Origin of the sequence: Paraburkholderia sp. Clong3, assembly GCF_050436485.1 — a bacterium.
GTDB lineage: Bacteria > Pseudomonadota > Gammaproteobacteria > Burkholderiales > Burkholderiaceae > Paraburkholderia > Paraburkholderia tuberum.
In genome coordinates this window covers 2,263,835-2,276,855 of the sequence record NZ_JBNDMH010000002.1, presented here as the reverse complement: position 1 = coordinate 2,276,855, position 13,021 = coordinate 2,263,835, and the positions used below count along the sequence as shown (strand labels likewise).

General features: G+C 64.5%; 12 protein-coding genes. 6 read left to right on the top strand and 6 right to left on the bottom strand.

Annotation, left to right across the window (positions count from 1 at the left end):
• The first annotated feature begins 2 nt into the window (after positions 1-2).
• The 5 genes from OKW30_RS14685 to OKW30_RS14665 all read left to right on the top strand — a co-directional run bounded on the left by OKW30_RS14685 (position 3) and on the right by OKW30_RS14665 (position 5,908).
• On the top strand, positions 3-1,490 hold the full coding sequence (locus OKW30_RS14685) for a sugar ABC transporter ATP-binding protein (RefSeq protein WP_184065246.1): 1,488 nt from the start codon (positions 3-5) through the stop codon (positions 1,488-1,490).
• Complete coding sequence (locus tag OKW30_RS14680) at positions 1,471-2,484, top strand: ABC transporter permease (RefSeq protein ID WP_184045512.1); 1,014 nt, start codon at positions 1,471-1,473, stop codon at positions 2,482-2,484. Before OKW30_RS14685 ends, OKW30_RS14680 begins: the two co-directional genes overlap by 20 nt.
• A gap of 148 nt (positions 2,485-2,632) precedes the next feature.
• Positions 2,633-3,595: a substrate-binding domain-containing protein gene (locus tag OKW30_RS14675; RefSeq protein ID WP_184065249.1), complete on the top strand. Its 963-nt coding sequence runs from the start codon at positions 2,633-2,635 to the stop codon at positions 3,593-3,595.
• Between the two features lie 67 nt (positions 3,596-3,662).
• Positions 3,663-4,712 (top strand): sugar phosphate isomerase/epimerase family protein, encoded by a 1,050-nt coding sequence (locus OKW30_RS14670; protein ID WP_184065252.1) that lies wholly within the window; start codon positions 3,663-3,665, stop codon positions 4,710-4,712.
• A 44-nt stretch (positions 4,713-4,756) separates the two neighbouring features.
• The gene (locus OKW30_RS14665; RefSeq protein ID WP_184065255.1) at positions 4,757-5,908 is read left to right on the top strand and encodes a Gfo/Idh/MocA family protein; all 1,152 of its coding nucleotides are present in this window, start codon (positions 4,757-4,759) and stop codon (positions 5,906-5,908) included.
• A 42-nt stretch (positions 5,909-5,950) separates the two neighbouring features.
• On the opposite strand, the gene OKW30_RS14660 is transcribed toward OKW30_RS14665, so the two are convergent.
• From OKW30_RS14660 to OKW30_RS14635, 6 genes are all read right to left on the bottom strand, one after another.
• Entirely contained in the window at positions 5,951-6,211 is a 261-nt protein-coding gene (locus tag OKW30_RS14660) for a hypothetical protein (RefSeq protein ID WP_184045518.1), read from the bottom strand.
• 121 nt (positions 6,212-6,332) lie between these two features.
• Positions 6,333-7,133: a ParA family protein gene (locus OKW30_RS14655; RefSeq protein ID WP_184065258.1), complete on the bottom strand. Its 801-nt coding sequence runs from the start codon at positions 7,131-7,133 to the stop codon at positions 6,333-6,335.
• Between the two features lie 90 nt (positions 7,134-7,223).
• Positions 7,224-8,222: a zinc-dependent alcohol dehydrogenase family protein gene (locus OKW30_RS14650; protein ID WP_184065261.1), complete on the bottom strand. Its 999-nt coding sequence runs from the start codon at positions 8,220-8,222 to the stop codon at positions 7,224-7,226.
• 23 nt (positions 8,223-8,245) lie between these two features.
• Positions 8,246-8,743 (bottom strand): DUF302 domain-containing protein, encoded by a 498-nt coding sequence (locus tag OKW30_RS14645; RefSeq protein WP_429346980.1) that lies wholly within the window; start codon positions 8,741-8,743, stop codon positions 8,246-8,248.
• Between the two features lie 210 nt (positions 8,744-8,953).
• Positions 8,954-10,123, bottom strand: a complete 1,170-nt coding sequence (locus OKW30_RS14640) for an ABC transporter substrate-binding protein (protein ID WP_184065263.1) — start codon at positions 10,121-10,123, stop codon at positions 8,954-8,956.
• Positions 10,124-10,162: 39 nt separating this feature from the next.
• Positions 10,163-11,104 carry a CysB family HTH-type transcriptional regulator gene (locus tag OKW30_RS14635; protein ID WP_184065266.1) on the bottom strand — a complete coding sequence of 314 codons (942 nt, stop codon included), beginning with the start codon at positions 11,102-11,104 and terminating at the stop codon, positions 10,163-10,165.
• Between the two features lie 226 nt (positions 11,105-11,330).
• Between OKW30_RS14635 and OKW30_RS14630 the strand changes: the two genes are divergently transcribed.
• Complete coding sequence (locus tag OKW30_RS14630; protein ID WP_429346979.1) at positions 11,331-13,010, top strand: nitrite/sulfite reductase; 1,680 nt, start codon at positions 11,331-11,333, stop codon at positions 13,008-13,010.
• Positions 13,011-13,021: the final 11 nt, after the last annotated feature.

Genomic DNA, 13,021 nt, shown 5'->3' with positions numbered 1-13,021 from the left:
CCATGAGCCTCGCGATCCGTTTCGACGACATCCGCAAGGACTTCGGGCCCGTGCGCGTGCTGCACGGCGTGAGCTTCGAACTCGCACCCGGCCGCATCTACGGTCTGCTCGGCGAGAACGGCGCGGGCAAGTCGACGCTGATGAAAATCCTCGCCGGCTATGAAACGGCAACCTCAGGCAGCGTACTGGTCGACGGCCACGCGCAGCGCTTCGCCGGCTCACGCGACGCCGAGGCGCAGGGCATCGTGCTGATCCACCAGGAGTTCAACCTCGCCGAGCATCTGACGATCGCGCAGAACATGTACCTCGGTCACGAGAAGCGCCGCGGCTGGTTAGTCGACGATGCCGCGATGCGCAGCGACGCCGCGCGCTATCTTGCGCAGGTCGGGCTCGAGCGCGCGCCGGACACGAAGGTGCGCGAGCTGATCGTCGCGGAAAAGCAGATGGTCGAGATCGCGAAGGCGCTGTCGCGCCGCGCGCGTCTCCTGATCATGGACGAGCCGACCGCGACGCTGACGCCCGCCGAGACCGAACGGCTCTTCGCGCTGATGCTGAAGCTCAAGGCCGATGGCGTGACGATCGTCTACATCTCGCACAAGCTCGATGAAGTGGAGCGCATCACCGACGAAGTGATCGTGATGCGCGATGGCCGCTTCGTCGCGCGCGGTGAAACCGCGGGGCTCGCGCGTCAGCAGATGGCGAACCTGATGGTCGGGCGCGACGTGTCCGACATGTTCCCCGACAAGCAGACGGTGCCCGCCGACACGCCGATCGCGTTGCGTGTGAACGGCCTGACGGTGCCCGACTGGGTCGAGGATCTGAGCTTCGAGGTGCGCGCGGGCGAAGTGCTCGGCTTCGCGGGCCTCGTCGGCGCGGGCCGCACCGAGGCGTTCGAGGCGATCATCGGCTTGCGCAAACGCACGGGCGGCACGATTGAAATCGCCGGCCGGGCAGTCGATCTGAAGAACCCGCGCGACGCGATGCGCCACGGTCTCACGTATCTGAGCGAGGACCGTAAGGGCAAGGGTCTGCACGTCGACCTGAGCCTGCAGGACAACGTCACGCTGATGACGCTCGAACGCTACGCGCATCCGCTGCTCGACATCAAAGCGGGGCGCGCGGCCTTGCAGAAGGCCGTCGGCGAATTCGGCATTCGTACCGGCGACCTGTCGAGCCGCGCGCGCATGCTGTCGGGCGGCAACCAGCAGAAGCTCGCGCTCGCGAAGTTCCTGCAGCCCGACCCGAACGTGATCGTGCTCGACGAGCCGACGCGCGGCGTCGACGTCGGCGCGAAGCGCGACATCTACTTCCTGATTCATCGTCTCGCCGCGCAGGGCCGCGCGGTGATCGTCATTTCATCCGAACTGGTCGAGCTGATCGGCTTGTGCCATCGCGTCGCCGTCATGCGCGCGGGACATCTGCAAGCGACGCTGACGCTCGAGCATCTGACTGAAGAGGAGTTGATCGCTCATGCGACCGGCACCCACTGAAGCCGTGCAATCACGGCGCGCGCTGCGCGTCGCGCAGCGGCTCTACACGCTCGGGCCGCTCGCCGGGCTGATCGTGCTGTGCATCGTCGGCACGCTGCTCAATCGCGACTTCGCGACGCTCGACAACCTGATGAACGTGCTCACGCGCACGTCGTTCATCGGCATCATCGCGGTCGGCATGACCTTCGTGATCATCTCGGGCGGCATCGATCTGTCGGTCGGCTCGATGGCCGCGCTGATCGCGGGCATCATGATCTGGCTGATGAACGGGCTCGCGGCGGGCGCCGCCGGTCATGCGTTGCCGCCGCTCGTGATCGTGACGATCGGCATCGTCGCGGCGTTCGTGCTCGGCGCGCTGTTCGGCTGCGCGCATGGGCTGTTGATCACCAAAGGGCGCATCGAGCCGTTCATCGTCACCCTGGGCACGCTCGGGATTTTTCGCGCGGTGCTGACATGGCTCGCCGATGGCGGCGCGCTGACGCTCAATGATTCGCTATCGGACCTCTACGGTCCCGTCTACTACGCGAGCCTGTTCGGCGTGCCGGTGCCGATCTGGGTGTTTCTCGTGGTCGCGGCCGGCGGCGCGCTGATCCTCAATCGCACCGCGTTCGGCCGGCACGTGCAGGCGATCGGTTCGAACGAACAGGTCGCGCGTTATGCGGCGATTCGCGTCGATACGGTGAAGATCGTCACTTATGTGCTGCTGGGGATTTGCGTGGGCGTGGCCACCGTGCTCTACGTGCCGCGCCTCGGCTCCGCCACGCCGACCACGGGCCTGTTGTGGGAGCTCGAAGCGATTGCGTCGGTGGTGGTCGGCGGCACCGCGCTCAAGGGCGGCGAGGGACGCGTGATCGGCACCGTGATCGGCGCGATCCTGCTGTCGGTGATCGCGAACATCCTGAACCTGACCAGCATCATCAGCGTGTATCTGAACGCGGCGGTGCAGGGCGTCGTGATTATTTTCGTCGCGTTCGTGCAGCGTGGGCGGCGCTAGCCGCGCACTTCCAGGCGGCGCGAGCGCAGTGAAAAAAGCGCGCTGAACAAATCGCAGCGAAGCAGGCGTAGCAAAGCAGGCGCGGTAAACCAACGGCAGGTCCGAAAAATCGGGGCGAGCGAACGCCTCATGATTGGAGACACACACCATGAAGCAAGTCATTCGAGCGATCGGCGCCGGCGTGCTGGCGTTGGGGATACTGGGCACGAGCGGCGCGGCGCGCGCCGACGACAAGGTCACGCTGGGCGTCGCGATTCCGACGGCCGATCACGGCTTCACCGGCGGCATCGTCTGGTGGGCGAACAAGGCGAAGGCGGATCTCGAGAAGGCGCATCCCGATCTGAAAGTGATCGTGAAAACGGCCGCCAACGCGCCCGAGCAGGCGAACCAGTTGCAGGATCTCGTGACGGTCAACAAGATCAACGCGCTCGTGATCTTCCCGTACGAATCGGCGACGCTGACACAGCCGGTCGAGCAGGTGAAGAAGAAAGGCGTGTACGTGACGGTGGTCGATCGCGGCCTGACGAACACGAGCGCGCAGGACGCCTACGTGGCCGGCGACAACACCGCGTTCGGCAAGATTCCGGCCGAGTACCTGGCAAAGGCACTTGATGGCAAGGGCAACGTCGTCGCGCTGCGCGGCATTCCGACCACGCTCGACAACGAGCGCTGGACCGCCTTCACCGGCGTGATGAAAAACTATCCGGACATCAAGATTCTCGACGCGAAATACGCGAACTGGAATCGCGACGACGCGTTCAAGGTGATGCAGGACTACCTGACGCGCTTCAAGCACATCGACGCCGTATGGGCCGCCGACGACGACATGGCGGTCGGCGTGCTGAAGGCGATCGATCAGGCGAAGCGCAGCGACATCAAGATCGTGTTCGGCGGCGCGGGCTCGAAGGGCATGGTGAAGAACGTGATGGACGGCGCGCCGATGATCAAGGCCGACGTGTCGTACTCGCCGAAATTCATCTACGACGCGATCAAGCTGACGGCCGAAGCGCGGCTGAAGGGCGACAAGCTGCCGGCCACCACGATCATTCCGTCCGTGCTGATCACGAAGGAAAACGCCCAGCAGTTCTATTTCCCCGACTCGCCGTTCTGAGCGGCGCGCCGGGCATCGTCTAGCACGCGCGGGCGCGGCCCGCGCGCAAAGTTCGAGGAACCGTACGATGAAAACCATCAAAGGGCCGGCGATTTTTCTCGCGCAGTTCGTGGGCGACGACGTGCCGTTCGACAACCTCGGGCATCTCGCGGATTGGGCCGCGGGTCTCGGCTTCAAGGGCATCCAGGTGCCGTGCGACTCGCGCCTGATCGATCTCGACAAGGCGGCCGCGAGCGACGCGTATTGCGACGAACTGCGCGAGAGCGCCGACAACGCGGGCGTCGCGATCACCGAACTATCGACCCATCTGCAAGGGCAACTGGTCGCCGTGCATCCGGCTTACGACACGCTGTTCGACGGCTTCGCCGCGCCGCAGGTGCGCGGCAATCCGGCGGCGCGCACCGAATGGGCGATCGCGCAGATGAAGCTCGCGGCGCAGGCGTCGCGTCGTTTGGGCCTGAGCACGCACGTGTCGTTTTCGGGCGCGCTCGCGTGGCCGTATCTGTACCCGTGGCCGCAGCGGCCGGCCGGTCTCGTCGAAGCCGCGTTCGAAGAGCTCGCGCGCCGCTGGACGCCGATTCTCGATGCGTTCGACGCGGCCGGCGTCGATGTCTGCTACGAACTGCATCCGGGCGAAGACCTGCACGACGGCGTGACGTTCGAGCGCTTTCTCGCGGCGGTCGATCAGCATCCGCGCGCGAACATCCTGTACGACCCGAGCCACTTCGTGCTGCAACAGCTCGACTATCTCGCGTTCATCGATATCTACCACGAGCGCATCAAGGCGTTTCATGTGAAGGACGCGGAGTTTCGTCCGACCGGCAAGCAGGGCGTGTACGGCGGCTACAGCGGCTGGGTCGAACGCGCGGGGCGGTTTCGCTCGCTCGGCGATGGGCAGATCGACTTCGGCGCGATTTTCTCGAAGATGGCGCAGTTCGATTTTCCGGGCTGGGCCGTGCTCGAATGGGAATGCGCATTGAAGCATCCGCACGACGGGGCGCGCGAAGGCGCGGAGTTCATTCGCCGGCACATCATCCGCGTGGCCGAGCGTGCGTTCGATGACTTCGCGGGAAGCGGTGTCGATACCGCACAGTTAAAAAGCGTGCTCGGCATCTGACGGCCGGGCGGTGACAGCCGACGCAACACATGGGAGCGCAAACAATGCAGCGAAGAAGGTTCAGGCTGGGGATGGTCGGCGGCGGGCAGGGCGCGTTCATCGGCGCCGTGCATCGGATCGCCGCGCGGCTCGACGATCGTTTCGAACTGGTGGCGGGCGCGTTGTCGTCCGATTCCGAGCGCGCGCGGGCGAGCGCCGTCGAAGCGGGCATCGCGCGCAGCTACGCGGATTGGCGCGAGATGGCGCGCGCCGAGGCCGCGCGCGAGGACGGTATCGACGCGGTCGCGATCGTCACGCCGAATCATCTGCACGCGCCGGTCGCGACGGCGTTTCTCGAAGCCGGCATCCACGTGATCTGCGACAAGCCGCTCGCGGTTTCGCTCGCCGAAGGCGAAGCGCTCGCGAAGCTCGCGCAGTCAAAAAAGCGGCTGTTTGCGTTGACGCATACCTATTCGGGCTACCCGCTCGTGCGGCATGCGCGCGAGCTGGTCGAACGTGGCGAACTGGGCGAGATTCGCGTCGTGCAGGTCGAGTATGCGCAGGACTGGCTCGCCGAGCCGGTCGAAACAGGCGGCGCGAACAGGCAGGCGGGCTGGCGCACCGATCCGGCGTTGGCGGGGCCGGCCGGGTGCCTCGGCGATATCGGCACGCACGCGTATCAACTGGCCGCTTTCGTGACGGGGATGATGCCGCGCGCGCTGTCGGCCGAGTTGCACACGTTCGTACCGGGGCGTCGTGTCGACGATCACGTGCAGGCGATGCTGCGTTATGCGAACGGCGCGCGCGGCATGTTGTGGGCGAGCCAGGTGGCGAGCGGCGCGGAGAACGCGCTGCGCTTGCGCGTGTATGGCACGAAGGCGGGACTCGCGTTCGATCAGGAGGAGCCGAACGCCTTGTGGTTCACGCCGTTGGGCGGCGCTGCCGAACGATTGACGCGCGCTCGGGTGAATAGTCAGGTTGCCGCGCATGCGACCCGTGTGCCGGCCGGGCATCCGGAAGGCTATCTGGAAGCGTTCGCGCAGTTGTACCAGGATGCGGCGTTGCAGATCGATGCGTTGAACGATGGTCGCGCGCCGCCAGCCGAGAGCCTGCTGTTGACGACGGTCGATGATGGCGTCGACGGTTTGCGGTTTATCGACGCGGTGCTGAAAAGCAGTACGGCGGATGGGCGGTGGGTGCAGATGGAAGGGGCATGAAGCGTTGCAACAAAACGCCAGGTCGACGAAGCTGCCGAAGCGTCAACCGCCCTTGCTTTTCTTGATCTGCGCTTCGAACGCGATATCGAGCTTGCTGGCCTTGCGCGGCTTCTGCGGGCCGTACGCGTCGACGAACTTGACGAAGTCGTCGAGCGTCAGCGGGTCGGACACTTTCTGGTCGACTCCGCTCGATTTGTCGACCAGATAGAACAGGCCGCCGGACAGACTGATCGCGGCGAAGCGCGGGTTGCCGCTGCGCGTTTTCAGGCGCTCGACGGCGTGGATGGCTCGGGTGGTGCGCATGATGGGGACTGCGGCGGCTGATTGACGAGAGCGTTACTTTAACAATTTTGCCGACGGTATGCGGTTGGGGACTACGGACGAAAACACGCGATGAACCACGACCCGCTCAGCGACGGCAAGATCATCGCTTGCTGGCAGCGCAACGCGTCGCTCCGGCGTGCTCGCTCAACTCCCGATGCAACGCCCGATACTCCTGCGCGAGCTTATGTCCCGGATCGAGATGAATGACGGGCGTCGCCAGCTGATGCGACTCGCGGATCTTCACCGACGATGACAAGCGCGACCCGAGCACCGGCAAGCCTTCGCCGATCAGTTCGTCGACGAGCTTTTGCGGCAGGCTCGCGCGAGGCTGGAACTGGTTGATGACGATGCCCTCCACCTGCAGCGCGTCGTTGTGATCCTGCTGGATCTCCTTGACGTTTTCGAGCAGCGTGTAGAGCGCGCGACGCGAGAAGTCGTCGCAGTCGAACGGAATCAGACAACGCTCGACGGCGATCAGCGCCGAGCGCGTGTAGAAGTTCAGCGCGGGCGGCGTGTCGATGTAAATCGCGTCGTACATGTCGAGTTCGTTCAGCGCGTCGCGCAGCTTGTAGATCTTGTAGCGCGATTCGAGCTTGCCGTGCAGCGTGTCGAGGTCCGGATGGGCGGGCATCACGTCGAGATTCTCGAAGCGCGTCGGATGGATGAACGAGGTCGCTTCCACGGGTTTGAAGCTGAAGCCGAGCGCGGTTTCGAAGAAGCCCGCGACGGTGGGGTGGACTTCGCTCGCCTGCGGGCCGAGCAGGTACTGGGTCGAATTCGCCTGGGCATCGAGGTCGATCACCAGCGTGCGCAGCCCTTCGCTCGCGCTGATGGCCGCCAGGTTGCAGACGATGGTCGATTTGCCTACGCCACCTTTCTGATTGAATACAACGCGCCGCATGGTCTCCCCTTGAACGGAAGCGGTTACAAAGGGCCCAGCATACCTGAGTCGGATGACTGCGCTGATTTCGACGGGTTGTTCATGACCGGGTCAGCGTTGCGCGGTATCCACGTCGACCACCACCTTCACACGTCCAGTCCCACTGCCGACGAGCTGATAGGCCTCGTCCGCGCTGCGCAAATCGAACCGTGTCTGATCGACCACGGGCGCGAGCGCGCCGCTTTCCACGAGCCGCGTCGCTTCGCGCATCATCTCGCCGAGGTGCGCGCGATATCGACCGGTCAGCAACGGATACAGCGTGAAGATCCCTGAATAGCTGGCTTCACGAAACGACAGCGGCGCAAGCGCATGCGTCCCCCAGCCAAGCGCACTGACCACGTGCCCAAAATGCCGGACCGCGGCGAACGACGCATCGAGCGAGGCCCCCCCTACCGTATCGACGACCAGATCGAAGCCTTCGCCATCGGTCAAAATCGCCACATACTGTTCGACCGTCTGCGCGCGGTAGTCGATCGGTGTCGCGCCGAGCCGCCGCACCAGCTCGGCATTGTGTGCGCTCGCGGTTGCATAGACGTCGGCGCCGAGCGCGCGCGCCAGTTGCACGGCAATGTGGCCGACCCCTCCGGCGCCACCCTGGACCAGCACTTTGGTTCCGCCTTGCAGATGCGCGCGATCGACGATACCCGCATACGACGTGATGAACGCGAGCGGCAACGCGGCGGCCTCGCGCAGCGACAGATTGCGCGGCGCATGGGCGAGCAGGGCGGCATCGACCGCAGCGTACTCGGCGAGTGACCCCTGGATGCCGCCGACGCCGCCGGTCATGCCATACACGTTGTCGCCGACAGCGAACCCGCCGACGCCATCGCCGAGCGCCTCCACCGTGCCCGCGAGGTCGATACCGAGGACGAGCGGCAACGGGTGTTGCGCGTGCGCGGCCTCGCCCGCGCGAATCTTGATGTCGAGCGGATTGAGGCCGCTCGCGGCGACGCGCACCAGGACCTGGCCGGCAGCGGGTTCCGGGCGGGGCAGCGGCGTGTAATCGAGCTGGCCGTTGTATTGGCTGAGGACCAGAGCGTGCATGGACATGGCGGTCTCCTTGGTTCGACGCGTTACCGCGCGGCCGCATCGACGAGGGCGGCCACACCGCTCACCGGCTTCATCAAATCGTCCGGCAGACCATGCCGCTCACGAAGATAGGCCGTCGAGTTGAAGGATAGCCACGCACGGCCGTCCGCGTCCTCCCAGACAAGCACCTTCAAAGGAAGATCGAGCGCGGCGGTCGGCGCGAGTTGCATCAACGGTGTACCGGCTTTGGGATTGCCGAAGATCAGGAGCCGGCTGAACGGCATCGCCAGTCCCTCGCGCCCAGCGTCACCGCTGAAATCGATGCACGCGAAAACCGTCAGCCCTCGCTCCAGAATCAAGGTTTGAAGACGCTCGGCGGTCGCGTCGCCCGCATGGGTGCTTGCAACGGTGACGATGCCAGCGCTGGCGTTCTCTGTGATCGAAGCGGTGGCCATCATGCCTCCCGTGCGGATGTTGTGCTCCGGCAGCGTTCGCGTGATCAGGTCTGCCGGACGGGCAACGCGTTGACCGTGACGCAGCATGCGTCGCATGCGTGCAATGCGCCAACGGAGAAGCGGATCCATGCAGTGTAGGCGTTCGCTGGCGCGGTGTGGCCGATCGTGCGGACGCGCTGTGAGGGAAGTTCTACCGAAAGGCGAAAGAAAGCGGATGGGGTGCCCGCTGAACGAACGGCGGCTTGCACATTCGCGAAGCCGCTGTCAGGGGCGCCTGATCGGCGCCCCGATGCCAGATTACTGGCTCAGGTAAACAAACTTGCCATTCTTGATGGTGCCCATCACGCTCGCCCGCTGATCGAGACCGACGTGATCCTTCGGGCTCGTATTGACGACCCCGTTCGGCACCACCAGCTCATGCGCGTGTTCGAGCTCGTCGCGCAATGCGACGCGAAACGCCGGCGTACCCGGCTGCGCGGTCTTCAACGCGCGCGCGACGGCGTCCTGCAGGCGCGGGTACACGCCGGCCGCGTCGCCCGCGAACTGCGTGACGCTGCCGGGGCCGTACTTCGCCTCGTACGCGTCGACGAACGCGAGCGCCGCCTTCTTCGACGGATGATCGGCCGGCAGCGTGCGCGCGACGACGACCGGTTGCGTCGGGAACAGCGTGCCTTCCACGTCTTTACCGCCGAGCTTGATGAACTCCGGCGTCGCGATGCCATGCGTCTGATAGATCGGGCCCTTGTAGCCGCGCTCGATCAGCGTGCGCTGCGGCAGTACCGTCGGGGTGCCCGCGCCGGCGATCAGGATCGCGTCGGGCTTCGCGGCCATCAGCTTCAGGATCTGGCCGGTCACGCTCGCGTCGGTGCGGTTGTAGCGCTCGGTCGCGACCAGCCGGATATGGCGCAGCGCAGCGAACTTGCTGAACTCGTTGAGCCAGCTTTCGCCGTAGCCATCCGCGAAACCGATGAAGCCGACCGTCTTCACGTCGTGGTTCGACATGTAGCGCGTCATCACGTCGGCCATCGCGCTATCGGTCTGCGCCATCTTGTAGGCCCAGATCTTTTTGCCTTCCTGCGGCTCGACGACGATCGCCGAGCCGATCAGCGTGATCATCGGCGTCTGGCTGTCGGCGACCGGATCGAGCGCGGCCATCGCGGCCGGCGTGATGTTCGGGCCGACGACCACGTCGACGTGGTCCTCGTCGATCAGCTTGCGGATGTTGCGCACGGCGTTGCCGGGGTCGGACGCGTCGTCGAGGAAGATGTAGTCGGCTTTCTGGCCGGCGATCGTCTGCGGCCACATCAGCATCGCGTTCTTGCTGGTGATGCCGATCACGGCGGCCGGTCCGGTGTACGACAGATCGATGCCGACTTTCAGGTCGGCGTGCGCCGCGCCGGCGACGAGCAGCGCCGCGGCCGCGAGGCCGCGCAGGGTGTTGCGCACTTTATTGTTATGCAACTTCATCGGAAGGTCTCCGTAGCGAGAGAGCGGTATGGAAGCGGTTCAAAGCTCATAGGTTTCGTGTTCGCCCTTCAGCGCCTGCTCGATCAGCTTGCGGCTCAGGCTCGGCGACAGCAGCTCGACGAGCGTGTACACGTAGCTGCGCAGATACGCGCCCTGTTTCAGCGCGACGCGCGTCACGTTGCTGCCGAACAGATGGCCGACCGGCATCGCGCGCAAATGGCGGTCGCGCTCGGCGTTGAACGCGATGTCGGCCATGATGCCGACGCCGAGGCCCAGCTCGACGTAGGTCTTGATCACGTCGGCGTCGATCGCCTCGAGCACGATGTCCGGATGCAGCCCGCGCAGGCGGAACGCCTCGTTGATCTTGGTGCGGCCGGCGAACGCGTTGTCGTACGTAATCAGCGGGTACTGGGTCAGGTCGTCGAGCGATAGCAGCTTGCGCTCGAGCAGCGGATGGTCGGGCTGCAGCACCGCGACGTGGTGCCACTGGAAGCAGGGCAGCGACACCAGATCCTTGTAGTTCGAGATCGCCTCGGTCGCGATCGCGAGGTCGGCCTGGTCGTGCAGCACCATTTCGGCGACCTGGGTCGGGCTGCCTTGCAGAATTGAAAGGTGAACCTTCGGAAAGCGCTTCTTGAACTCCGCGATCGCCGCGGGCAGCGAGTAGCGCGCCTGCGTGTGGGTCGCGGCGATCGTCAGGTTGCCCTGATCCTGCGCCGCGAAGTCCTTGCCGACCCGCTTCAGGCTTTCCACTTCCTGCAGGATTTTTTCGACCGACTCCAATATGATGCGGCCCGGCTCGGTCAACGAGCGCACGCGCTTGCCGTGGCGGGTGAAGATTTCGACGCCAAGTTCGTCCTCCAGCTCGATGATCGCCTTCGAGACGCCCGGCTGGCTCGTAAACAACGCCTTGGCCGCTTCGGTGAGGTTGAAGTTCTGCCGCACAGCCTCGCGGACGAAGCGGAATTGGTGCAGGTTCATATATAACCTCGCCGCATATAAAAAGAATTTTTTAGTCGTTTGAAATATAAGGCGAGTTTATTACGATCTGTCCATCATTTTCAATATGGATATCTGTATTTGTTATAAGCAAATGAGCGATGGGTCTAAACGCTCGCTTGCGATAGCTGACAAAGCCGGTATTCAAGCCGCGGCCGAGCCGGACGGTCGCGTGTCACGCAAGTTTCGAAAAAATTGGGGCCCCCGAATGTACCAATACGATCAGTACGACCAGACCATCGTCGATGAACGGGTCGCGCAGTACGCCGATCAGGTTCGCCGCCGCTTGTCGGGCGAATTGAGCGAAGAGGAATTCCGTCCGCTGCGCCTGCAGAACGGTCTGTATTACCAGCGCCACGCGTACATGCACCGCATCGCGATTCCGTACGGCAACTTGCGCAGCGACCAGATGCGCGTGCTCGCGCAGATCGCGCGCGAACACGACCGCGGCTACGGCCATTTCTCGACGCGTTCGAACATCCAGTACAACTGGATCAAGCTCGAAGAGACGCCGGAGATTCTGCGCAAGCTCGCCTCGGTGCAGATGCACGGCATTCAGACCTCGGGCAACTGCATTCGCAACATCACCGCCGATCAATTCGCCGGCGTCGCGCCCGACGAAGTCGTCGATCCGCGTCCGTGGGCCGAAATCCTGCGTCAATGGTCGACGTTCCACCCCGAATTCGCGTGGCTGCCGCGCAAGTTCAAGATCGCCGTGTCGGGTTCGAAGGAAGACCGCGCGGCTGTGCAGATCCACGACATGGGCGTGTATCTGCGCAAGAATGAACAGGGCGAACTGGTGGCCGACATCCTCGCCGGTGGTGGTCTGGGCCGCACGCCGATCGTCGGGGCGGTGATCCGCCGCGATCTGCCGTGGCAGCATCTGCTGACCTACTGCGAAGCCGTGCTGCGTGTGTACAACCGCTACGGCCGCCGCGACAACATGTACAAGGCGCGTATCAAGATTCTGGTGAAGGCGCTGTCGCCGGAGAAGTTCGCCGCGCAGGTCGAAGAAGAGTGGCAGCACCTGAAGGACGGTCCGTCGACGCTCACCCAGGCCGAAGTGGATCGCGTGACGCAATACTTCGCGCCGCCCGCTTACGACAAGCTGCCGGACACCGATACGCCGTTCGAAAAGCATCTGCTGGAAAACCGCGCGTTCGCGCGCTGGGTCGAGCGTAACGTGCGTCCGCACAAGGTGTCGGGCTACGCGTCGGTCACGCTGTCGCTGAAGCCGACCACGGTTGCGCCGGGCGACGCGACGGACGTGCAGATGGACGCGGTCGCCGACTGGGCCGACGAATACTCGTTCGGCAAGGTCCGCGTGTCGCACGAACAGAACCTGATCCTCGCCGACGTCAAGAAGCGCGACCTGTTCGCGCTGTGGGAAAAGGCCAGGGCGCAGGGTTTCGCGACGCCGAACATCGGCTTGTTGACCGACATCATCTCGTGCCCGGGCGGTGACTTCTGCTCGCTCGCGAATGCGAAGTCGATTCCGATCGCGCTCGCGATCCAGGAGCGTTTCAACGATCTCGACTACGTGCACGACCTCGGCGACGTGTCGCTGAACATCTCGGGCTGCATCAACGCGTGCGGTCACCATCACGTCGGCAACATCGGCATTCTGGGCGTCGACAAGGACGGCTCCGAGTGGTACCAGGTGACGCTCGGCGGCGAGCAGGGCACCGGCGCGACCGGCGCTCACCTTGGCCGTGTGATCGGCCCGTCGTTCTCGGCCGAGGAAATGCCCGACGTGATGACGAAGGTGATCGATACGTTCGTGGAAAACCGCCAGGAAGGCGAGCGTTTCATCGATACGTACACCCGTATCGGCATCGTGCCGTTCAAGGAGCGCGTGTACGCCGCGCGTCAACCGGCTCACGCGTAACCGCGAAAGGA